Here is a 23,237-nt window from a genome sequence, read left to right on the forward strand (position 1 = left end):
CGGCCGATGCTAGTGGCGACCGGGCAGGAGAGGGAAATTGATGTGATGACCCCAGCTGGGGTGTGTGGCCGACTGCGACGGGTCCATAAAAGGTGGTTACATCGCCGTGACTTTCTTCACCTTGGCGTGGTGGAAAGGAACCGGCACCAGCGCGTTGTAGATCCACGGTTGCCCGGGAGCGAGTTGAAACGCTTCGGCTAGCGTATTCCCGACAAGCCGATCATTTTCATCCAGCAGATCAAACTGGATGACAGCAACCGGTATCACCTTATCCGAAGTGTTCACCGCGGTGCCAGTGAGCGAACCATACGGCGACTGGCTCGGAACAGCATGCAGATCATCGGAGAGTGCGATTGGATTGTCAGCAGCGAAAGCGGACGCGGACAAGAGAGCGGTCAATGCTGCAACGGTGGCAAAAAGGCGACGCATGGTAGACCCCATAAGTTATTCGTCAGACGATTCTAGCAACGAAACAGAAAAGCCCTTCACAATCGAGTGAAGGGCCTTGATCCGACCGCAGGACGTGTTACGAGCACGAAAGAACTGCGACACCGTTCACGGTCCCCGTGGTCGGCGCCTGAATGCCGTACGAGAGCATCAGATACGGTTTGGCCGGGTCAGCGCCAACGAAGTAGTTCACGATCGTCGATTTGCTGAGGCGGCTCATCACGCCAGCATTCGTGAACACGCCCGTCGTTCCAAACGTGACATGCGAGTCGGAGCCGATCGAGTAAGTGAGCGTCAGATCCATCGTCTGGCCAGTCGGGCTACCCGAAGCGTCCTGGGTGATTTTTGCTGTCGCCGCTTCGAGCGTGCCGATGTCAGTGTTGCCATTGGCAGAAGTGGGCCTGGTGGCAGCGACCAGCGAGCAGTTGAGCGTAGCGTTCGCAGCCATCGTGACCTGGAGTGGACTGCCGACTGCATAGGTACGACCCTGCTTGGCGTTGTACGTCCCGCCCAGCGTGTCGCTGCCATTGGTCCAGCGGCCGATGGCGAACTGGCCGTTGCCCGCCACGTCTGCGATCGTTGCCGACGAGCTCAGCGTCGCAACGGTGGTTCCGTTGCTGATCTCGCTGTAAGCGCCCGGCTTCTCTTCCTTCAGGCCGCTCGCAGCGATTGCTGCGCCCATGAAGTAGCTGCCGCTGGCGATCGAACCGTCCGAGGTCCAGCTCGGCGCCGACAGGATGACGCGAACCTTGCCATCGACCGCGGTGACCGACTGCGCGGAGCCTTGAACCGTGATACCTGCGGGCGGTGTGGCCGCAGGCGTGGAAGCTGCCGCGGCCGTTGCCGCGTTGCTGGAGCCACCACCGCCACAGGCGGACAGGGCAACGGAACCCAACACCAACACGGCTGCAAAAATTGCGTGCTTACGATACGAATTGACCTTCATCTACCCCTCGCTGGTTGTTCGTTTATTTCAGTTTGATACGGCGATCGAATCGTAACACGTGGTAATACATGGGAAGTATCTTAATTGTGTTTTCGCAACGCGCAAAGCGCTTAGATTTGACAAATGCAAACTGATAGATTGTGCATACGTGTTATATTGCGTAGCGCGGCGGTGTGTTTCCGGAGGGGTGCATATGCGTATTGGGAATAACGGAGTTACCGTCCCGACTGACAGTGCGGTGACGAGTTCTCTGGACGTGCTTCTCGAGTCAGTGTTCTGGCCGAAATCTCTATCGATCGGCGCCGCGTATTCGCGAGTCCACGACGATTGCGATGGCCAGCGAGGTGCGGAGCACGAGTTGACGGTCGTCATCGGCCGGGACGGCGATCTGCATGTTCTACAATGTGGCGAGATTTCGCTGCGTTTTAGGGAGCCTTTCGGAGGCGGCGCGAGTCCACGCGTGCGTAATGCACTGCTTGTGCTTGCGGAGGCGATACGCCGGGATAATGCCGCCGACGCCTCGCACACACGGTCCGGATAGCTCAACAGGGTGCGCGCATCCTTTGACCCTCTCTTTTTTCACTCGCACATGCAAAACAAGTCCTTCTTCTCCTCATGGACCTACATCGTCCTGGCGCTCGTCGTGTATTACGGCGTCTTTCGGATCGTCTTTTCGTTTCAAAGTATCGACCCGGCGACGGTAGTGCTTCAGGGCGAGCTATGCGCCGTGGCTCAAGAGAAACCGGATGCGCAAGGTTATTGCACCGCGACTGGCCGCCTGACATCTTCTCTGACCGGTGATCGCTTTTTCTCCCCGAGAGACCAACTGGGCGTACAAATCCCGTTGGGCAAGGAACTGGGCTTCTCCTATCAGCGGGGCGCTGAGCATTTTCCCGGAGGCAGTTTGGGGATGTTGATCGCTCTGATCCTGCCTTGGGTGCTGCTCTTCGCGCCGACAGGGGTGGCTTTAGTGAGGCAGGCGAGCAGTCTGATCGACCGCTACCATCGGCTATTTGGCAAGCGCTGACCGAATCACCTCCACCTCGTCACAGATTCATTGAGTCGATGAGGTGGTTGAATTAACGTCGTCAGAGCGGATAAAATTATAGGTACGTGTTAAGTATCGAAATGGATCATGTAAAATCCTTCCCCGTGAGACATGATGAGAGAAACGATTGCAACCGATGATGTTCTGGACAGCCTTCGTGCCGAACTGATGATGCTTCGCGAGGCACTTGGCGTTGCAGCAGAGCCCGCTTCCACGCTGAAGGAACGCACGCTCGTGGCAGCGAGGGATGCGCGCGAAACTTTGGGGCGACTCGTGCTAGGCGATCTCCGTGCTACGGTCGCCGCAGCATATCGGGTGCAGGGTGACACGGTGGCGCCGGCTGGCTTTGTGAGCGTTCAGGATGGGCTCCCACCCTATGACCAGGCGCTTCGGGTTCTCGCTTTCACACAAGGCGTCGACTTCGCAGGGGAACAGTTCTTCGACATCAAAGCGGACGATCTCTACCCGTCAGAAGATCCGGACAGTGTCGCAGCAGCCCGAACGGAAGTGGCGCAGCACGTCACACATTGGCGGCTCCACAGCTATCCGGCTTCGACCGTAGCCGATGGTGTCTGCGAAGCCCCTATCGTCATGGCTACCCGTCTTGCTCTCGAGCGAGCAGCTGAGCTTTGCGACTCCAAAGCGGCGGAATTTCGTGCTCGCGACTTCCATGGCGACTACCTGGGCGCGATCGCGTGCCGCAATGCTCTCCAGAGGGTGATCGCGGAGATGCCGCACGTCCCCGAGGTCCCTCAGGCCGAAGCAGATCCATCGGTTCTCACCGACGAGGAGAGGATGGATGTCCTCCAGTCGATCATCAAGTACCAGCCGGGATTTACGGCAGACGTTACCGTGCACGAGCAGTTCGAGACGGCGCTGATCGATTGCAAGGGCGACCTGCGGCGTGCCGCTGATCGTATCGCAGGCATGGAGGGCCAAAACCATGGCTGAGAAGTACACAGTGCGCCTGCAACGACGGAACAGTCAGGCCAAAGCTACGTTCGAACACCTGGTTCAGCGAGACGATGCGAGCGCGATTGTCTACGCGAAACACTGGCTGGCGGACCCGCATGGGTGGGACACGGTCGAGGTGTTCAATGAGACCTCTGGCCGGATGATTGCGACTCTCACCGATGTCGGCGCCGCAGCAGAGGGCGCCTCGAGCGTGACCAGAATCGGCGAGTGGAGCGTCAGTCGGTATGGTGGCGGCTGGTGTATTGCTGAGCCGGACGGACGGGTGCACATAGCTCACGACAGCCCATCAAGCGATGAGACCGAACGCACGTTGGCGCGGCTGTGTACGCTCATCGCTGGCGACGCCGCAACGTCTGATGCCGACCCGTACAGCGATATGAGGCTGTGCCTGATCATCAAGGAGGCACGCCGGGCGGGCAGTTACAAGGAAGCGTTCGCCCGGGTGAGGCGCGACATCATTCCCAAACTGGTGGATCGGCCCGTCGATGCGGAGAAAGGGGAGCATTGAGCGTGCTTTATAGTCGATTCTCTCGCCGAGAGAACGGACGCGACGACCGCAACGCGGACTTTCGCGCGTCCACTGATGCGGACCGCATGTTTGCCACGGCCGAGGAGCTGCTCTCCCGGCTCGCTTTCGCGGCCGGAGTGCTGATCGCGTTGAGCGTGGTCGTTGTGGCCGCGCGTCATTGGCTGGCGCTTGACCCAGCGATGCGCGCCCGCGAACTGGTCGAGTTGGCGCCGGTCGTTGCTGTTGTGATGCTGCTCGCATTTGGGGCCTATCGTGTGTTGCGCAAATCCGACAATCCATCCTGAAAGCGGACGGAATTGCGCGTCGGCTTGCACCAGCCGTCGAAATGGATATGCTGGCGGGAAAGTCGTTGTTAATCACCTAGTTAGGGGGGAAGTTATGTTGATCTTCACGCGTCGTCGCCAGATCCCGTGGGAAGTAGCAGTGCTTGAGGCGATCTTTATCGTTGGCGCCGTCAGCGTCCTGTTTGCCTCAGGACTCGCGGTGACACGTTTCTGGCAAGCTGACCTCTGGTCAGGTGCCTGGGTTCTCAATGCGGTCATGATTGTGTTCGCCCCGATCATGGCGGCCTGGATCTACTTCGGCGGTGTCGACCGCGACCGTTTTGTGCCTTCGCTGATTCTTGGCTCATGGGCCGTCGGTGTCTCGCTTGCGATCGTCGTTCACTATGCCGCGATGGCTTTCTATGCATGGCAAGACGCACATCCTTACCTGTTTTCTTGAGCACTGACCGGGCCGCGCCGATGCAAGTCGCATCTTTTCTAATTGAAATACAGATAAAGTACGCGCACGTGTTATACTGAACTCCTCTCAGGTTCTGGCGCGGCCCTCGGAATACCGCCAGGACATTTATGCCGACACATTCTCGTGTGTCGGCTTTTTTTTGCCTTTTTTCCTGCTCCCTGTATCGCATTACTACGGGCATAGAGAACAACGGCGTCGTGCCGTTACCATCCACAACCTTCGCGGGCACTTCCGAGCCCGCAAGGGCCCGAGTCCGCGAGGCTTCGATCAAGGAGCAGAAAATGCAGCATACGCAACAGCAAATCGTTCTCCCGTTGTTAAACGCAATGGACGACAACGGTGGTCGATCGCGTACGGCTGACTTGTACGATGCCGTCGCAACCAAGTGCGGAATCTCCGAGGAGGCCCGGGAAGCAACCGTCCGTGTAGGTCGCCAGAATGTGAACGTCTACAAACGCTCAGTTCGGTGGGCACAGCAGCGCGCCCGACTTCAAAACCTGATTACGCCCATTGGAACCGGGGAATGGGAACTCACTGGGAAAGGGAAGGATGCACTTCGTCGAGCGGCGCCCGGCATTGTGATCACCATCTTTTGCACTGACATGGGCACTGCGCTTTTTGGGAATTCGGAGGAAGCGATAGGGTATCTGGACGATGGCTCCATCCAGTCGATCATCTGTTCCCCTCCATACCCACTTCTTCGTGAGAAGCAATACGGCAACAAGCACGTCAACGAGTATCTGGATTGGTTGCTTCGTATAGCGGAGCAGTGGCCGAAAAAGCTGACTGCGGATGGGTCGGTGGTGATCAACCTGGGTGACGTATGGACCGCAGGTGAGCCGTACATGTCGCTGTATCAGGAGCGTCTTCTGATCCGCCTCGAAGACGAGCTTGGCTGGAAGCTTTGCCAGCGGTACGCCTGGCACAATCCGGCAAAGATGCCAGCACCAGCGGAATGGGTCACGATTCGACGCGTGCGCGTAAAGCCATCGCTAGAACAGATCTACTGGCTTGCGCCCAACGGGGAACCGTACGCGGACAACCGGAACGTGCTGGTGCCATACAGCGAGGCCATGCGATCGCGAATTGCGGCCGGTGGGGAAACGGGTGGTACACGTCCGAGTGGTCATCATTTGGCCGCAGGAGCATTTGATGTCGACAATGGCGGTGCGATACCTACCTCGCTCCTGGTCGCGTCGAACACTTCCTCAAATAGTGACTACATCCGCAAGTGTCGTGAGCAGGGGCTCCCGGTTCACCCGGCGCGGTTCCCAGCCGATCTGCCGAGGCATTTTGTGGCACTCACTACGAGGGAGGGAGATACGGTTCTTGATCCCTTTGGTGGCTCACTGGAAACGGGCGCCGTTGCAGAAGAGATGGGACGACACTGGATCGGCATTGATTGCACTCTGGAGTACCTCTATGGCGGCGCCAATCGCTTCCCGAACGCGCGTATGACCCGAAGCAGCATCGACAGCTATCGGCCGGCAGGGGACTTGTTCTCCGCCTGAACGCTGTCTTTAACTACGGACGGACGCAGCGATGCATCTCGTCGACAGGCCCACGTTTCTTCTCGAAACGTTGGGCCTTTTTTTCGGCACGCTGTCTCGGATACACTCGCATCTTCATCTACTTTGGCTTTCTCAATCATGCGTCGTGTTGCTGTTCGTCGCTCGCCCATCCACGGCAAGGGCGTTTTTGCCTTGCGCCAGATAACCGCGGGCGAGCGGATTCTGGAATACAAGGGGATCGTTACAACGTGGAAATCAGCGATTCGCCGGCACGAACGTGAGGGCGTGGAAGGGCATACATTCCTGTTCGGTCTGTCGGACGGGCGCGTGATCGATGGCGGACAGGAGGGCAACAGTGCACGTTGGGTCAATCACGCATGCGCAGCTAACTGCGAGGCGATCGAGGAGTCGGGGCGCGTCTACTTTCATGCGACGAAGGATTTGGAGCCGGGAATGGAGTTGCTGATTGACTATGCGCTCGAACTCGACGTGCCGGTGACTGACGAGATCGCGCGAGGCTATATCTGCCGCTGTGGCTCTCTGAGTTGCCGAGGCACGATGCTTGGCATTTAGTTTGTGAAGTTTTTTTGCGGGCCACGATCCCCGTGGCTAGCGTGTGTTCGGGCGCCTGTGTGGCGCCCTTTTTTTACGCTCCCCATTGCTCGCTCTACGATCCAATACGTATTCCTACATGTTATGCTTCGAACGGTAATGTGAGCCGTTATCACGGCGTGAATTTGGCAACGCTATTGTGAGGTCACGCATGCCGCGCAGAAAGAGAGTGGTCAGCCCTGGCAAGAACAAGCTTGCGCACTACAAGGACAGAGTGGTTCGGGTGCTCGGTGAAGCGCGTCACGAACGTTCGATGATTGAATGGGTGGACGAAGAGGGGCGTACGCACAAAAGCGCGGTGAAGTGGGCAAACCTTCGTCCGCTATCCGGCCAACTCTTTTGAGCAATCAAGAAGTGTCACAGAACAAGAAGAGGTGCTTTGAGATGAGTGAGAAGTCGTTCGACTTGACGCGGTTTGGCGAGCAGATCGTCGCAGCGTCGAATCTGCCTGCGACGCGAAATGGGATGACGGTCAGTCTCGAAGGTATGTTGCGCAATGCTGCGATCGCTCTTCGAGCAATGGCCGAAGCTCCCGACGGTGCCACAGAAGAACAACTCGAAGAGCACGAAGAGCGGTGCTTCAACATTCAACCTCAAGCCCACGCCTTCGCGCTTGAAGAGTTGCTCGGCCACCTAGGACAGTTGAGAGCGGCCGTCGAGTCTGGCGATACGAAGGCTGTCCGGGATTTCCTGGACATATATGCTTCTGCGTAGTCTTTAATGGTTGCGAAACTGCTGGTGGTAGTCTCGTAGCGCCTTGGAAATGAATGGGTCGGCTTCCGTGGGGTCGATACCCTGCATGATTCCATTGGCTGTGATGGTGAGGTTTTGCAGCAAAGTCTCAGCGTCCTCTTCTTCCAGATCAAGTTCGAACATCCTGTCCGCAGCCCGCTTTATCGCCTCGACGAGAACCGCTTCGACCGCCTCGTTATCGATTTTGACCATCAGCGATCCCGCTTCTTTGCGCTGGATCTGTGGCTTCGGAATAAGACAACAGACCCAGGTCAACGTCAGCGTGGGATGCAATAGCGCTATCCACCACGGCACCTTTGTAGTCAGATCGCGGATGAACGCCCGCACCTCGTCGATCTGGTAGAGCTCGCGAGGGTCGGCATCGTAACCGCCGATTCCCACGAGCAGCTTGCCGGCGTTGGCCGACAGGTGGGTTCCACCTTCACCAATCATTGTGAACTTTGCTGCCAATCGGTCGGCGGCGCCCGAGAGAACGATCTCGTTCGGCACGTCACAGACGAGCAGCCGCCCCTGAATGGGGTCTTGGATCAGCATCAACTGGATTGCGTCATCGATCATCGAGTGTTCCTCATTCCGGCGTCCCGCCGGCGTCAATCTCGTCGAATTTCTGGCGCAGCAGCGCCTCCTGTTCAGCAAACCGTTCGGCGCTTTTCTTCTTCAGCTTCTCGAGGTTCTGGATCTTCCACTTGATCGCGGGGAGCTCGTTCAAATGTCCATACGGCATCAGTTCCCAGTTCGGCTCCAATCTGACAAGTGACAGAAGGAACTCGCGATGTTTAGCGGTCAGTGCAGCGGGTAGCTCGCGATGAAGCTGATCCTGTGTTGCCTCCAGCGTCTTCACGTCAACCGCTTCGATGGTCAGGCCGACAAATTCCTTTTCGTGCGCGTCCGCCATCGGGTGCTTCGGAGCGAACAGGACTTCGTGAATAGGTCTGTTATGGCCTGCGAGGTAGCAGACGAACGCATCGAGAATATCGCTGCGCAGTCCAAGCGACGGCGCGGAATACATATGGAGCACGTCGTACAGATCGCGCGGGTGCTGCCGGTCGAGTGCTGCAACCAGCTTGCTGCCGTAAAGCTCTGCTTCGTGCAGGGTTGGCACGGTAATGCTGGTGTTGAACATCTCTTCTGCCGCCTTCACAAGCGGACGGCTTACGGGTTCGAGCAAGGTGCCCCTGAACACGTAGTTCACCTCGACCTTGACAGACGTTTGTCCGGAGATGACGGTCAGTTTCACCTCGTCGCCTTTTGCCTTGCCGGAGGCGGTTGCTGCGGAGACAGCGTGCCCCTCCGCTTCGATCTGCGCACGGGCGCGGTCCAGTTCGTTGCTGATCGCAGCGATTGCATCGTCGCGGGCCAGTTGTCGGTCAACCATAACCACGTCGATATCGACCGAGAGTCGAGGCATGGCCTGCACGAAAAGATTCAACGCCGTCCCGCCCTTCATGGCAAACAGGGGCGTATCGAAGATGATGGGTGCGATGCCCAGCATCAGCCGGACGGTATCAAGGTAAATGTCGTTCATTGCGGTTTCAGTGTCAGTCGTTTTCCATCTTTGGTTTTATGCGTCCACCGCTTCCCGTGACCGAGACGATCGACGTGCTTCTGAAGATCCTGCGCCCACGAAAATCCTGCCTCGGCACCGAGGTCTCGGACAAGCCTGACGACTTTGACCCTTGTGCAGTGGCTCAAGAACTTGTCGAGCACTTGCGGCCGGATATTTCGCAGGCCGACCATGAGGTTTCTGGCCTCTTCCAGGGTTTGACCTTTCCCGACATCGCTGGCGAGCTCAAGTAGTGCTCGCTCCGGGATCGACACCAGCACGGCCGGGTCGCCCGATGGCAGTGGTTTCAGACCTTCGCCGTAGAGAAAGTCGTCGTCGTACAAGGTGGTGGTCTGGTATGAGTAGAGCAGGTGTTCGCCTACCCAATCGGGGAAGGCATAAGGCTTCTGTCCCCACAGAACAACGCGCTCCCGGAACGCAATGTTATGGCGCACGCCTTGCCACGAGAGAGCGGTCTTCCCTGCGACGTGCATTCCTGGCACCCGCCGGCTTAGGAACGCGATGGTGCCGTCTCGGCTGGGGACATCACCTGTCATGAGATATGCACCCCTTGAGAGGTGCTGAAGCCAGCCCGATTTGACGAGGTCGTGCGCGAGCGCCGCGCTGATGCCCATGTCCCGTAGCATTTCGGAATCCAGTGGGCGCCCGCGTTGGGTCTCTTGCAACAGTCGCTGGATGCTCGTTCGGTTGCTCATTTTCGACGCATAGTTTATTCGTAGAAATTTCCTGTCAAACTTGATTATCTACCAATATTTTATGCGTGTGCAAGCACTGGATTTGGTACGACCCTACTATTGATTTAGGGCTAATGCATAGTTTGCTTGCAATAAATCAAGTATAGGACCTATTTGTATCGATGAGAATACGCATTTTGGCCTTTGGTATCGGGGCGGCATGCTCGTTTCATCGGCGCTCGGCGGCGGGGGGGATGCCGACACTATGAAACGCCAGCATGGGCTTGCTAAAAAACGACTTGCATGTCTAAACAATCTATACGTATTATGTGTACGTGTTATGTATCGTTACCGAGATGGGGACACGCAAACGCGGACGTGTCGATCACAAGGAGGCCCTGTCCGCCGGAAGACTCGGGGTTTCACACACAACGCAAACGGGGAAAGCAATGATGAAGGTGAAGACCATCGGCAAGCTGACACTGGCAACGGGCGCAGCCATGCTGGTTTCCAGCGCACCGGCGCACGCGCAGTTCATGGGTGTGTTTCAGGCAGCAATGTCGGTCGTCAATCAGGCGACGGGCAAGCTGGGCAGCAAGATCATGGGCGCCGACAAGCCTAGTGACCTGGAAGCCGAACGCGCGAAGTTTTTCAACGCGGTCGAAACGCAGACCACCGGGATGGACAAGGCATCGAAGGCTGCATTTCAGGCGCAGTTGAATAACCAGTGGGGGTCGATGGAAAACGCGCTTCTGATGCGCAACGCGCAACTCCAGCACGAGAAATCGGCGCCGCTCATTGATCTGAAGAAGGTTGCCCAGGACGCGATGGGTGGCATGGCTGTCCAGATGAACATCAGCTCGATCACCGGCGGCGCGGGCGGCATCGGCGATCTCATGCAAGGCGCGGCAATGAACGGAATCGTCTCGGGCGTAAATGGCCAGCCGCAGGGCGCAAACCAATATGCGCGTCCCGTCTATCACAACGGCACGATGGCTGATGCTGTCACGGGCGGCCTGACGAATGGCGCGGGAACGGCCGTTTCGGGTGCTGTGTCGGGCGCGGTGAAGTCCGCTGTCGACAACGTCGGTGGCGTTTTCGGCAACAGCACTTCGGGCGACTACGAGATCACCGAGGGCAACGACCCGGCAGTTTTCTTCGGCAAGGCGCCGGCCGAGCTCAGCGCGAAGGATCTCTATCGCGAAAACGGCAATCTGGGGTGGAAGCGCCTCGACGGATCGGTGGCAGGCGCGGAAGCATATGCACCCATCGCGGGCGATGAGGTCGCAAAGGCTGCCGTTTTCAACTTCGATCCTGCGACCGGGCAGCTCAAAGCGGCGTTCCGTGTTCTGAAGGCGACACAGGTCGACTTCAAAAAGGTGGTCGACGCGGTTTCGAAGAAATATCAGGCTCAGCCCCGATTCGCAAGCCAGGGCTCGGTCCTGCGCGCGGTGTGGGAGAACGGCATGTTCGTCGCCGCTGACTCGACGAAGGTTTCAGCAGGCTGGTCGAGTCTCGTGAACTCTACCTACCAGAAGGCGACGCCAGCCGTAGCCATGAACTGATCGCGACGCGAAGTCCGGCACGAGTCGATCGAGATTGGCCGGACTACACCGGGCTTATCTCAAAAATCGCCGCAAGATGAATGGCGAAAGACACCCACACATTGGAGGCACGGTGAGCATCGAGCGCCCTATAAACGACGTTTTAACCGAATTGAATGCCGTACGCCCGACGGTGGACCAGTACCTTCAGGCGCATGGCATGCCTGCGCACTATGCTGACATGCTCGCTTTCGCCTCGACGATCCATCGGGAAGCGGCGCCGGCAGTCAAGTCGGACACAAGGCTCAATGCAGATACTGTGACGCGCCTGAAGCTGCTTTGCCGGCTGCTCGAACTGGAGACGGCATTTCCTGAAGATGTCTACAGCGATCCCGAAGCGCTATTCGCAATTTTCGGCCGTATGCGTTCGAAGATCGAAGCCTTACCCCTCGCATCCCACGCAGCGCTCGTCACTTCGGGCTCAGCCAGCCGTATGGTGAGTGTTTTCGGTGCCTTGGTGCCCGAGTGCAACGGTTCGCACGACGCTGGTGAGATTGCAGCAGGCGCGACTGAATGTACTGGCTGCACCGGGGAATCCGAGACCGCGCAGGAAGCGGCGGAGGGCATCAGAGGGCAGGGCCTCGCTCGATCTGGCCGACGTGCTGTACCCAACGAAGTACGAGCCGCTGTCGAGCGAATGTGCAAGCCGCTGGATGAATCAGTACTGAGTGGAGCGACAGCGAAAGCCGATGGCTATTGTATGGCGCTGATCCGCGAATACGTCCTTGGCGGAGACTGTGGCGCCTCAGAAGAAATGACCCAGCCTGCGGCCGACGGTGCGGGCGCTCGCGACTTCGTAGCGAAGCACGCAGGCACGCTGGTGCGCCTTCTGGGCATCGAAGAATGGCACGACATCCAAGAGCGAGATCTGAAGGTCGAGGTTGCGCTTAATCGCATGTTCCGCGGCGCACCGATCGAAAGCGATCCCAAGTACGTGATCCGTATGGCCGCAATCAGCTCGGCGGCCTGCGGCTACTGGACAACGTCCGATTCGATCAGGCCGGAGCACGATTCGCTCACGCTTCAGGACGTGGCGTCGCTTTACAGGAAATACACACGCCAGTTGGGTATAGGTAAGGATCTACGAAGCGAAATCGAGTCGCTGAAGCAAGCTGCGCCACGACATGCGCCGGGCCAGCATCTTACCGACGAGCAACGTCAAGCCGTCCAGGTAGCGATCCGGATGATGACGGACGTTGGCTCTGCCGCCAAAACTGTTGCTGACCTGAACTCACTTCTGAGCGAATCAGAGAGTGGAAAATGACCAAATACTCGATCCCTATCCTCCTGACTACGTTTGGCATGGCTTTTACGGCAGGCGCAGCCGCACAATCGAACTGCGCTATACAAGACCCCATTTCGGGAAAATGCCTTGCGACGGGCGGAGCGGTGGCAGGTGCCGTCCAGAATCATCCGGCGGCGCGGGTCACGAGCAGCGGTCGGAACGTCGGCGACTTGCCAATAACCGGTCCGTATGGGCAGGTGAGTGCTCCATCGGGCCAGCCCGGATCACTTGGTGGCGTCTCCGAGAGAAGTGCGTACTACGAATGCGCGGTGTATGACAACGAACGGCAGCGCTGTACGGTAAAGGCCTCGTCTGCCGAAGAGCGTGAGCGGGCTCTCCAGGCTGGCATAGAAGCAGGGCTTAACGGAGCGCGAGTTATGCACGAGGTACAAGTGCGTGCTGGCCTAATTCAACCGAGTGCAGCGGCTACAATGCCCTCCGACCTCGCGGACGGACTGCCATCTGCGCGTCCGTCGCCGGTCGCCATACAGGGGAGCGCAGAGATGTCATGCATTCCAGCATCTGTGAAGCGCAAAGCCAAAACCCTTGGTCGTTCGCTAACGGCGGGGGAAATCAAGAATATCGTCGAGTCTTGTCAAAAATGAAAAAAATACTCCTTCTGGCTACCATGCAAGCGTTCATGCTGTTCTGCCCGGTCGCTCACGGGGAAGAAAGCATATTTTGTCCGAAAGACCTGCCTGACGGCCTGCGAAAGCAGAGTTGCGATTGGTACGACAAGCGCAAAGCCGAGAAAGAGTTGGGCGAAAAGATTCTGGAGCGCTCCAACGCGGAGTTCAAGTCGGATCTCGCAAAGACGGGCGCCAAGATATTTGTCGGCGCAGTCACTGCCGCCGCTGCTTCTCAGGTGATACAGGCCAGCACGGGAGGCGATTTAAACATGAGCGAAGACTGTGTTAGTCCGGCGATGATGGTTGTCGACGATCTCATGGGCAAGAGGCCTGAGACGGACAATCTGATCAACGTAGCATTCACAGGTATTGTTGCGTTCCTGGCGGCGCGGCAGGCGGAAGCCTTCGCGGCCTGTAATGGGTACACGGGCCTTTACAACGCCAAGCTAAGACTCAACACCGACACGCCCGAAGAGCTTAAGGAGCTTCGAATGGAGATGATCGGCGCGTGCTTTAAAACCGAGAAAGACCTTCGGAAGGTCCAGCGTTTCACGGATTTTGCAACCACACTGGTTGCCAAGAACATTGCTGCGTGCGCTTCGAACTGAATTTGCGACGCCGCGGCCGGCTACTAGTCGAAGTATAGAAAGAACGGCACGACAACAGGCCACTTACCCTTGGTAGGTGGCCTTTTTTTTGTGCGCCGAGCATGCGCAACAGCTTGGGGGTGCAAGTCCCCTGTCCAGCCTGATGGGGCGAAGGACTAGTGAAACGCAAGGGCGTCGTCGTGAGGCGGGGTCTGAAGGAAGCGTGTAGCAAAGCCATGACCTGACGAACAGAAACCAGATATGAGGCCTACCCGGGCGGACGAGCGAGCAAATGATCGCGAAGTCCACAACCATCAAAGCACGGGGTGGTAGATCTGGCAGGTGTGTGGTGAAGGCGGTTGAGCTTACCTCGGGAGGCCTGTGCGGTGTCCTGGAATCAGGACTGGACGCTCCGCAAGGGGCGTTGATCGCCGTGCAGGAGTCAGCAGCGGGCATAGTAGGGCGGCGACGCCCGAAGGCCCAAACGGAAAGGAGCGGCGAGTAAGCCGGAGAACTCGACATGGGAGCGCAGCAGAAAACGCAACGCGTCCTCGACAGCGGAGGCAAGGGTGAAGCCCTGAAGGCTGCTGATCGAGGGGCTGAACCTATGTCGGCGAACCCCGAGTCTGAAAGCCCGTCGGCTAGTGACCGACTGATGGAAGAAGTCTGTGAAAGGGAGAACCTGAAGCAGGCGTTGAAGCGTGTGAAAGCGAACAAGGGTGCACCGGGCGTGGACGGCATGACGGTTCAGGCGTTGCCGGCGTACCTGCGCGAGCACTGGCCGTCGATCCGGGTCGCGCTGCTGAGCGGCACGTACAGGCCGCAACCTGTCAGACGGGTCGAGATACCCAAGCCGGACGGAGGTGGCATGCGCAAACTCGGCATTCCCTCTGCGCTTGATCGATTCGTCCAGCAGGCGGTGTTGCAGGTGCTGCAAAAGCGGTGGGACCCGACGTTCTCGGATTCCAGCTATGGCTTCCGTCCGGGACGCTCGGCGCATCAGGCCGTGGCAAAGGCGCAAAGCTACATCCAGTCGGGGTATCGATGGGTTGTAGATCTGGACCTCGAGAAATTCTTCGATCGCGTGAGCCACGATATCCTGATGAGCCGGGTAGCAAAGCGTGTCGGCGACAGGCGAGTCCTGAAGCTGATCCGTTCCTTCCTGGCGGCGGGTGTGCTGGAAAACGGGCTGGTTGGCGCAACGGACGAAGGTACGCCCCAAGGCGGTCCCCTGTCGCCGTTGTTATCCAATCTGTTGCTCGACGATCTCGACCGCGAGCTTGAGCGACGCGGACTGCGATTCGTGCGGTACGCCGACGACAGTAACGTCTACGTACGCAGTGCACGCGCGGGCCAGCGGGTGATGGCGGGCCTGAAGGCCTTCCTTACCGGCAAGCTGAAGCTGAAGGTCAATGAGGCGAAGAGCGCGGTCGCACGGCCACATACGCGCAAGTTCCTTGGATTCACGTTCGCTATGCAGGCACACGCTAAACGGCGTATAGCGCCTAAGGCGTTGGCCCGCTTTAAGGAACGCATCCGGGAACTGACCAAACGCTCGTGTGGGATCAGTGTCGACCAGATGATCGGCTCGCTGAAACGATATCTGACGGGCTGGCGCGGCTACTTTGGCTTCTGTGAAACGCCTCGCGTACTGCACCAACTGGATGAATGGATTCGCCGTCGCCTTCGCTGCTTTCTCTGGAAGCAGTGGAAACGCGGTCGCACCCGATTCCGGGAACTGACGGCGCGTGGGGTGAGCCGCAACCTTGCTGCCTCGACAGCCGGGTCGTCACACAGTGCATGGCGTTTGAGTTGCAGCCCGGCACTGAGCAAGGCGTTGTCTAATCGTTACTTCCGTTCGCTGGGTCTTCCGTCGGTGGGTCCCTCGCCGATCAACTGATCCGAACCGCCGTGTACGGACCCGTACGCACGGTGGTGTGGGAGGGGTCGGGCCGTGAGGCCTGCCCCTATCCCGATCACGAATCTCGCAACGTAGGCGTTACAAAATATGCAAACTGCTTGTATGCCTAAGAATCTATCAGTATTATCGCTACACGGTATGTATTAGGGCGATACAAAATGTTTGCGTTTGGCCTGACCCGTGCCGCGTGCCTCTACCAAACCCGGAGCTATCTGACCGATAAGCCGGTTTATTTGGGTCGCCTGCATGCGGCAGGGCCGATTTTCCGACCAAGGGTGCATCTGGGAAATGGCGGGGCAGCGTGACGCGCCCCAACATTTCTGAGGCATTCAGCATGGCAAACCCGGCTCTGGCAACTACCGCGACCGATTCCCAACAAAGCAAGTCCGATCTCTCCGCGACAGCACCGAAGGGTGAGACTGTAGTTAATTTCGTCAAGTCGGAATCGCACCTTTCCGTAGTTTCCGCCAAAGCCGAGTCGAGTTGCTTCCGTGCGCCGGCAAGGATGTGCACGCAGGCTGGGCCAGAGGGTATCCGCTTTGATTTCAATGACGGTTGTCGCGTTTCTGTGCCGTCCGGAGAGTGGCGTGTGGTGGTTCGCGATTCCGAAGCAAACGTAACGCTGTTTGAAATGCCCATCTCGACTCCAGATGGGCAAACCGGTGGAGCAAGTAGCACCAAGAAGTACTTCGTGCCGTTTCAAGTTGAGGTTTGGAAGGAAAACAAAAAGGTTTTTGAGCACCATATGGATCTCAAAGGCAAGGAAGTGCTGATCGAGCTGCCCGTCGGCACGCTTGGAGACACGATGGGGTGGTTTCCTTACGCTGCGAAGTTTGAAAAGCAGCACGGCTGCAAGCTCACCGTCTCGATGGCGAAGCCGCTTATTCACCTCTTCGAGAAGATGTACCCGACGATCCGCTTGTGCACGCCGGAAGAGGTGAACGTCGACAGCTACTACGCAACCTATCGTATCGGTCTCTTCTTCAGCGACTCCGATAACAGGCACCAGCCCTCCGATTTCCGCCTCGTTGGCCTACATCGCACCGCGGGCTACATCCTTGGTGTCGATCCAACGGAGGAGCGCCCATTGCTGCACATCCCTGATGAGACGCGTCCGATTTCAGAGAAGTATGTCGTCATTGCTACGCAAGCGTCGACGCAATGCAAGTATTGGAACAGCGTGACAGGTTGGCGCGATGTGATTCAGTTTTTGAAGTCGGAAGGCTACCGGGTCATTTGCATCGATCAGAAGCCGGCGCATGGTTCGGGCGTTATATGGAACCACATTCCGCATGGTTGCGAAGACCAGACCGGCGATCGGCCACTTTCGGAGCGCGCACGCTGGATCAGGCACGCTGAATTTTTCATCGGGCTATCGAGTGGTCTGTCCTGGCTGGCGTGGGCGACGGGTGTTCCTGTCGTAATGATCAGTGGTTTCACACATCCCACGAATGAATTCTTCACGCCCTATAGGGTGATCAATTACCACACGTGCAACTCATGCTGGAACGACCCAAAGGAACTGTTCGATCACAGCGATTTCATGTGGTGTCCGCGCAAGGCAGGTACACCGCAGCAGTTCGAGTGCACCCGGCTGATCACGCCGGAGCAGGTGAAGAGAGTCATCAGGACCATTCCTTCCTTCGCTGACCGGGCGAAGGAAGTCGAAATCTCGCAGTAACGCATGTGGCCGCGCGGCGCGACCAAAAAACGGCTTCGGCAGCTTTCTTGTTGCGCCTCAAGAGCGATCAGGTTGATACGCGTGGCCATTTGGCTTTAGCAGTGCATACGGAGCGGGCTGGCACACGCCCCGTCCCAAATCCATCTCTCCCTCTTGGAGTATCTCAATGAAGCGTTTGACCTATCGACGCAAGTATTGCGTTCATCGGTTCGGCCTGCGCAAAGCGAGCGTGCCTCGGCTGGTCAGGCTGCTGATGTCGGCGGTCCTGTTAAAGACGGCCATCGCCGTCGACCCAGCTATGGCAGCAACTACCACGCTCACAAATGGGGCCATCTCGAATGTGGTCATCATGCCAGGAGATCAATATAACGTCTCAGGCACCGGAGAGTTGGACAACGTAACCGTCCAAAGCGGCACGGTTGTCAACGGCGGTATCGCAAACAGCGGCGGTAACTTGCTGGTTGGCAATGGTGGGAAAGTGAGCGGGGGTGTAGTCAGCAAAGGGGGCGGGCTCGCCATGTCGGACCCGACTGTCGGATTTTCTGGCGCCAGGGTAACAGATCTCGTTGTCCATGCTGGTGCGCGGCTGAACATCGGCGGCGCCAAAAGCTCTACGAGCGGCAATATCCTGTCGGGCATCTACGTTGCCTCAGACGGTACGTCTCACTCTTTCTCGATGGGCAGTGGTCACGTCAGTGGTCTCGTTATCGAGAACGGCGGCACTCTCACGATGAATGGCTGGGACAATGCTGTCGCAGAAAACCTGATCATTGGTGGCGGAATTCTGCACACGAGTAGCGGTCTCATCGGTGGCGGCGGAACGGAATATGTGAACGGCGCAAACCTTGGGAGCCAAGGTGCGAACGTTGACCTCAACGCGACAATTCTCGAGAAGGGTGTGCAGGTCCTCGCCTATGGCGGGTCGGCCATTAGCGCTAACGTGAGCTCGGGTGGCAGTCAGGTGGTTAGCTACGGTGGCGTTGCCCTCAGCTCAACCGTGAATAATGGCGGGAGCCAGACGATTTCGTCGGGTGGCGTTGCCAGTGGTACTTTGATCAATAGCGGCGGCTCGCAATTGGTCATGGGTGGCGGCAAGACCTTTGGTGCGCAGCTCGCATCCGGCGGTACGCAGCGCGTGTGGGCGGGCGGAAGTGCAATCAACACCATTGTATACGCGGGAGGTATTCAGATCCTCTCGGCTGGCGCGATCGTCAGCGGCAACTCTTCTTCGACCGCAACGGGTCCCGGCGCTGGGGGTACCGTGATCAGCAGCGGTGGTGTGCAGATTGTGTCCTCTGGCGCGTCAACGACAGGAACCATAGTCAATGGTGGTGGTACCGAGCTTGTGTCGGGCGGATCTGCAACGAGCACAACGATCAAAAGCGGTGGTGTTGAAACTGTCGCCGGAGGTGGCGTTGCCGCGGGCGCGATCATTAGCGATGGTGGCTTGCAGGCCGTGTCGTCGGGGGGCATAGCTATCGGCACAGTGGTCTCCAGCGGAGGCACAGAAAACGTCTTATCAGGCGGCGTTGCAAGTGCAACGACGGTGAGCGGCGGCGGGACGCAGAATGTCTCGTCAGGGGGCAAGTCGGTTAATGCAGTAGTTAGCAGCGGGGGTACTCAGACAATTCTCGATGGTGGTCAAGCCAGCGGAACGAGCGTTGCGGGCGGCGGTGCCCAGAACGTTGGTTCGGGTGGTACAGCAATTTCGACAGTTGTGTCGACGGGCGGTACCCAGAATATCGCGTCGGGAGGTACCGCTACTTCTTCGGTGGTGCAGGGTGGCGGCACGCAGAATGTTGCCTCCGGTGGCACGGCAAGTTCGACGGTGGTGTCCAGCGGCGGCACGCAAAACGTCTCCTCCGGTGCTTTGGTGTCCGACTCACAGATCCTCTCTGGCGGCACGCAGAATGTTCTATCCGGAGGTGAAACTACTGGTGCTACTGTCTCGGCCGGCGGTCAACAGACGGTTACATCCGGCGTAGCTATCGGTACTTCGGTGGGCTCGGGCGGATCGCAAGTTGTGAACAGTAGTGGAGTCGCCGAAGAAACGACAATTGGCTCGGGCGGTAGTCAAACGGTCGGCCCTGGCGGTCTAGCGACTAGTGCTTCCGTGCAATCTGGAGGCTCGCAAATCGTTTCAGGCGGTGTCGTCTCGGGAACGGTTGTGAGCAGCGGCGGTCAGCTAGGAGTGATCGCCTCGGGCAGTTCTGTTGATACTATCGTCCTCGGCGGCGGCAAGGAGACCATCTCGGGGGGCGGGCAAGCGATCAGCTCGACAGTGTCTGCGGGCGGCGTTCAGTGGATCGGTAGTGCAGGCTTGGCCACGGGCACGGTGCTCAATGGTGGAACGGAGGTCGTGGGTCCCCAGGGCGCCACGACCGGTACTCATGTCAACGGCGGTGGCAATCAAACCGTGTCCGGGGGGACCGCTTATCAAACCACCGTGAATGCAGGCGGAGCCCAGGACGTTTCCGCTGGCGGAACGACCATCGGCACCGTTGTCGAAGCAGGCGGCGTGCAGAACGTATCAAATGGCGGCATCACTGTGGGCTCCGTGGTCGACAATCTCGGCACGCAGAATGTGATGTCAGGTGCTGCGGCCACGAACACAACTGTATCGAGCGGCGGTACACAAAATGTGAACGGCGGCACGGCCGTTGGCGGTGCCATTCTCAGCGGTGGCGAGCAGATCGTGGTCTCCGGTGGCTTTGGCTCCGGTGTGTTTATCGATGCCGGCGGCTCGCAAATCGTTGGCGCTGGTGGATTGGTCAGCACCACTACCGTCAATGGAGGCGCGGTACAGACCGTAGCATCAGGAGGCACAGCAGACGGAACATACATTAAGTCGGGCGGCGTTCAGGATGTTGCGTCCGGCGGTGCTGCGCATGGCGTGGTGGTCTCCGGTGGCGGCGTGCTTGATGTCTCCGACGGTGGGACTGCGACAGGAATCACGCAAAGCGCAGGCGCCACAATCGCCGCCTCGACCGACTCCAACCTCACTGGGATGTATGTGTCTGGCAGTTCGACAAGCTACTTCTCAGTTGGTGGCGGCAACGCCAGCGGCGTTGTGCTTGAGAATGGCGGTGTATTTACCGTTCACACTGGCGGCGGCGCGATTGCTACAACTATCAACTCAAGTGGTGCGCTAAATGTGGAAGGCGGCGGTGTTGCCACCGGCGTAGTCGTCAACAGCAACGGCGCACTTACGGTGGCCGACGGCGGGACTGCGACAAACATCGTTCAGCATGCTGGCGGCGTTCTTCATTTGACCACTAACGAAGAGATAAGCGGTGCATACGTGTCAGGCGGAGTCTCGGCGCCGTTCTCTATCCATGACCACTTGGCGAACAGCGTAGTGCTTGAAAATGGGGGAACGCTGGCAGTGCTTGCGAGCGGCACTGCCATCAGCTCAATCGTGAACAGTGGTGGCGTGGAGAACGTGTATGCCTCGGGCGTAACAAGCAACACTACCGTAAATTATTCCGGGCTACAGGTTGTTCACTCCGGCGGTCAAACAGTTGACACGACGGTAAATAGCGGCGGAACGCAACTTGTTCAGCACGGTGGCGTTGCCTCAAACACGATCGTGAACAGTGGCGGCGCGCAGATCTTGCAAGATGGAGTGGTAGCTTCCCGGACCATGGTCAGCTCGGGGGGCACCCAGAGCGTCAACTCGGGTGGCATAGCTGCGAATACCATCGTTGCTAGCGGCGGTGTTCAGAACGTCTATTCGGGCGGGGCGGCACTGGACACGAACCTGAACGCCGGCGCCACACAAAACATTGCGTCCGGCGGCGTAACTTCGAACACAACCGTTGGCAGCGGCGGCGTAGAAGCGGTTTACGGTGGAGGAGCGTCATATAACGCCATCATCAAGGCTGGCGGCTTGCAGTACGTCGACGGCGATGTCGAAGGCTACTCATACAACGCTGTGGTGGAGTCTGGCGGCACGCAGCAGGTTGCATTCGGGGGCGAAGCCGATAACGCTCTTGTGCGTGCTGGTGGTCTCCAGACAGTCGACGCCACAGGCATTGCCGTGTCCGCTTCGATTGCGGGTACGCAGATCGTTCATCTTGGCGGCGAGGCAAGGGAGACGGTAGTCCTCCCGGGTGGCGTTCAATCCATTGAAGTTGGCGGGTTGGGCACGAGCACGACGGCCACTTCCGGTACGGTTATCGTTGATGGTGTGCTGAACAAGCTTACGGCCAAGGCCTCACAGATTGCCGGTATTGGAACGATCGGGTCGGACCTTGAGGTCACTCAGGGAAGTACCCTGCACGCCGACATGCCTGCCGCTGGTCTTCACGTGAACGGGAATCTGTCGTTTGCGTCAGGTTCGACGTATCAGGTTGCTGTCACACCGCAACAAGCAGGCGTGACGAACGTGAACGGCAACGTTACGGTAGCCGAAGGCTCAACGCTTCGGATCGTCGCGTCGCCTGGTGCGTATTCGCCAGCAACGCAATACGCGCTTGTGAAATACACGGGGACTGAAACCGGTCAGTTCAACGTGATCGAGACGAACCTTGCCTATCTGACGCCGACTGTCAGCTATAACGTCGGCGAGATCTCCCTTTCTCTGAAGGAGAACTCAGGCTTCACAGGTCAAGGTTTCGTGCTTCCCGGAGCTGCCAATAATGCTAATGGCGTCGCGGTTGCACTGAACAGCATTTATGCAGCCGGCGGTAATGCGCTGACGGCCGCGCTCATCACTGCATCGCGCGATCAGGCCGAGAGCATCATGACTTCGCTGAGTGGCGATGAGCTGGGCGTCACCACGCAAGTCGCAATGAATCGCACCAGCCAGATGCAGGAACTCATCGCGCAACGCATGACGACCAACGGCATCGACCGCGGCAACGGTCTGTGGGCAGCGGCGGCAGGTCAGCACGATTCCGTCTCGAGCGACCCGGCCACGGGTGCGAGCGGCTGGCAGGACACTTCGGCAATCGTCGCAGTGGGCTACGATCGCAGCGTCGGTGCGACAACGAAGGCTGGCGTCGCAGTCTCGTTTGGCACCGATGACGTTAGCTTCAATTCGCGCGATGCGGATAGCCGCATCAACGGTGTCCAGGCCGTCCTGTACGGCGCGTGGATGCCCAGCACCACAGCGGCCTACGTTATGGGCGAGGTAGGCTTTGGATACTGGAATACCAATGAGCATCGTAAGGTCGCCATCGGTGATTCCACATTGAAGGCCAACGGTTCGTTCACGACGCTTGCTGAAACCGCATACCTCGAAGGCGGGCTCGACCTCAAAACCAGCGTGGGTGCTGTGAAGCCGTACGCAGGCCTGCGGATCGGTCACTATGGTCAGGACAGCGTTAGCGAAGGGGGCGATACGATCGCGTTGAACGTTGGCAGCACGTCGTACAACGCTGTGTCGAGTGTCCTTGGGGTACGCTTCCAGAGCGTGCCGCGCAATGTCTTCGGCAAGGCCGTGCAGTTTGAGGCAGACCTGTCGTGGGATCACCGTCTCAACGGTGGTGATCACGCCGTGACAGCGTCGTTCATCGGTGCGCCCGGCGCTAGCTGGCAGGCGTTCTCCACCTCGACCGAGCGTGACTCGGGCCGTCTGTCACTGGGCGGAACGTTGCAAGCGACAAAGAGTGCATCCGTTTTCGGTCGTGTCGTCGGCCAGATTGGCGGTCATACCGCGGACTACGGGGTGCAAGCGGGCGCAGAGTGGAAGTGGTAACGATCGCCAGCGACCTAGCGTAACGC

At 58.5% G+C, this 23,237-nt stretch carries 19 protein-coding genes; 14 read left to right on the plus strand and 5 right to left on the minus strand.

Annotated features, from left to right (window positions below):
- Positions 1-96 precede the first annotated feature (96 nt).
- Entirely contained in the window at positions 97-429 is a 333-nt protein-coding gene (locus LDZ21_RS27810) for an FxLYD domain-containing protein (RefSeq protein WP_244797425.1), read from the minus strand.
- Positions 430-526: 97 nt separating this feature from the next.
- A complete protein-coding gene (locus LDZ21_RS27815; RefSeq protein ID WP_244797426.1) occupies positions 527-1,393 on the minus strand; it encodes a hypothetical protein in 867 nt (288 codons plus the stop codon).
- 589 nt (positions 1,394-1,982) lie between these two features.
- Between LDZ21_RS27815 and LDZ21_RS27820 the strand changes: the two genes are divergently transcribed.
- The 8 genes from LDZ21_RS27820 to LDZ21_RS27855 all read left to right on the plus strand — a co-directional run bounded on the left by LDZ21_RS27820 (position 1,983) and on the right by LDZ21_RS27855 (position 7,526).
- Positions 1,983-2,420, plus strand: a complete 438-nt coding sequence (locus tag LDZ21_RS27820) for a hypothetical protein (RefSeq protein WP_244797427.1) — start codon at positions 1,983-1,985, stop codon at positions 2,418-2,420.
- A 132-nt stretch (positions 2,421-2,552) separates the two neighbouring features.
- Complete coding sequence (locus LDZ21_RS27825; protein WP_244797428.1) at positions 2,553-3,392, plus strand: hypothetical protein; 840 nt, start codon at positions 2,553-2,555, stop codon at positions 3,390-3,392.
- The gene (locus LDZ21_RS27830) at positions 3,385-3,924 is read left to right on the plus strand and encodes a hypothetical protein (protein WP_244797429.1); all 540 of its coding nucleotides are present in this window, start codon (positions 3,385-3,387) and stop codon (positions 3,922-3,924) included. The genes LDZ21_RS27825 and LDZ21_RS27830 overlap by 8 nt, the downstream gene beginning before the upstream one ends.
- Before the next feature lie 86 nt (positions 3,925-4,010).
- On the plus strand, positions 4,011-4,229 hold the full coding sequence (locus LDZ21_RS27835) for a hypothetical protein (RefSeq protein WP_244797430.1): 219 nt from the start codon (positions 4,011-4,013) through the stop codon (positions 4,227-4,229).
- Between the two features lie 94 nt (positions 4,230-4,323).
- Positions 4,324-4,668 carry a hypothetical protein gene (locus LDZ21_RS27840; RefSeq protein ID WP_244797431.1) on the plus strand — a complete coding sequence of 115 codons (345 nt, stop codon included), beginning with the start codon at positions 4,324-4,326 and terminating at the stop codon, positions 4,666-4,668.
- Positions 4,669-4,970: 302 nt separating this feature from the next.
- A complete protein-coding gene (locus LDZ21_RS27845) occupies positions 4,971-6,200 on the plus strand; it encodes a site-specific DNA-methyltransferase (protein WP_244797432.1) in 1,230 nt (409 codons plus the stop codon).
- 138 nt (positions 6,201-6,338) lie between these two features.
- Entirely contained in the window at positions 6,339-6,773 is a 435-nt protein-coding gene (locus tag LDZ21_RS27850; RefSeq protein ID WP_244797433.1) for an SET domain-containing protein, read from the plus strand.
- Positions 6,774-7,196: 423 nt separating this feature from the next.
- Complete coding sequence (locus tag LDZ21_RS27855) at positions 7,197-7,526, plus strand: hypothetical protein (protein WP_244797434.1); 330 nt, start codon at positions 7,197-7,199, stop codon at positions 7,524-7,526.
- Positions 7,527-7,529: 3 nt separating this feature from the next.
- On the opposite strand, the gene LDZ21_RS27860 is transcribed toward LDZ21_RS27855, so the two are convergent.
- From LDZ21_RS27860 to LDZ21_RS27870, 3 genes are read right to left on the minus strand one after another with little or no spacing between them, the layout of a single operon-like run.
- Positions 7,530-8,123 carry a hypothetical protein gene (locus LDZ21_RS27860; protein WP_244797435.1) on the minus strand — a complete coding sequence of 198 codons (594 nt, stop codon included), beginning with the start codon at positions 8,121-8,123 and terminating at the stop codon, positions 7,530-7,532.
- Between the two features lie 10 nt (positions 8,124-8,133).
- Positions 8,134-9,090, minus strand: a complete 957-nt coding sequence (locus tag LDZ21_RS27865; protein ID WP_244797436.1) for a nucleotidyl transferase AbiEii/AbiGii toxin family protein — start codon at positions 9,088-9,090, stop codon at positions 8,134-8,136.
- Positions 9,087-9,824, minus strand: coding sequence for a type IV toxin-antitoxin system AbiEi family antitoxin domain-containing protein (locus LDZ21_RS27870; protein ID WP_244797437.1), 738 nt, complete (start codon positions 9,822-9,824; stop codon positions 9,087-9,089). The genes LDZ21_RS27865 and LDZ21_RS27870 overlap by 4 nt, the downstream gene beginning before the upstream one ends.
- Positions 9,825-10,255: 431 nt before the next feature.
- Here LDZ21_RS27870 and LDZ21_RS27875 point away from each other — a divergent pair, with 431 nt between their 5' ends.
- The 6 genes from LDZ21_RS27875 (at position 10,256) to LDZ21_RS27900 (ending at position 23,211) form a co-directional block, all read left to right on the plus strand.
- A complete protein-coding gene (locus LDZ21_RS27875) occupies positions 10,256-11,368 on the plus strand; it encodes a hypothetical protein (RefSeq protein ID WP_244797703.1) in 1,113 nt (370 codons plus the stop codon).
- Between the two features lie 112 nt (positions 11,369-11,480).
- Positions 11,481-12,671 (plus strand): hypothetical protein, encoded by a 1,191-nt coding sequence (locus tag LDZ21_RS27880; protein WP_244797438.1) that lies wholly within the window; start codon positions 11,481-11,483, stop codon positions 12,669-12,671.
- A 529-nt stretch (positions 12,672-13,200) separates the two neighbouring features.
- Positions 13,201-13,929: a hypothetical protein gene (locus LDZ21_RS27885; protein WP_244797439.1), complete on the plus strand. Its 729-nt coding sequence runs from the start codon at positions 13,201-13,203 to the stop codon at positions 13,927-13,929.
- A gap of 499 nt (positions 13,930-14,428) precedes the next feature.
- Complete coding sequence (gene ltrA, locus LDZ21_RS27890; RefSeq protein WP_244797440.1) at positions 14,429-15,808, plus strand: group II intron reverse transcriptase/maturase; 1,380 nt, start codon at positions 14,429-14,431, stop codon at positions 15,806-15,808.
- Between the two features lie 355 nt (positions 15,809-16,163).
- Complete coding sequence (locus tag LDZ21_RS27895) at positions 16,164-17,510, plus strand: autotransporter strand-loop-strand O-heptosyltransferase (protein WP_425306867.1); 1,347 nt, start codon at positions 16,164-16,166, stop codon at positions 17,508-17,510.
- A 166-nt stretch (positions 17,511-17,676) separates the two neighbouring features.
- Positions 17,677-23,211 carry an AIDA repeat-containing protein gene (locus LDZ21_RS27900; RefSeq protein WP_244797442.1) on the plus strand — a complete coding sequence of 1,845 codons (5,535 nt, stop codon included), beginning with the start codon at positions 17,677-17,679 and terminating at the stop codon, positions 23,209-23,211.
- Positions 23,212-23,237: the final 26 nt, after the last annotated feature.

Source organism: Caballeronia grimmiae, assembly GCF_022879615.1.
Taxonomy (GTDB): domain Bacteria; phylum Pseudomonadota; class Gammaproteobacteria; order Burkholderiales; family Burkholderiaceae; genus Caballeronia; species Caballeronia grimmiae.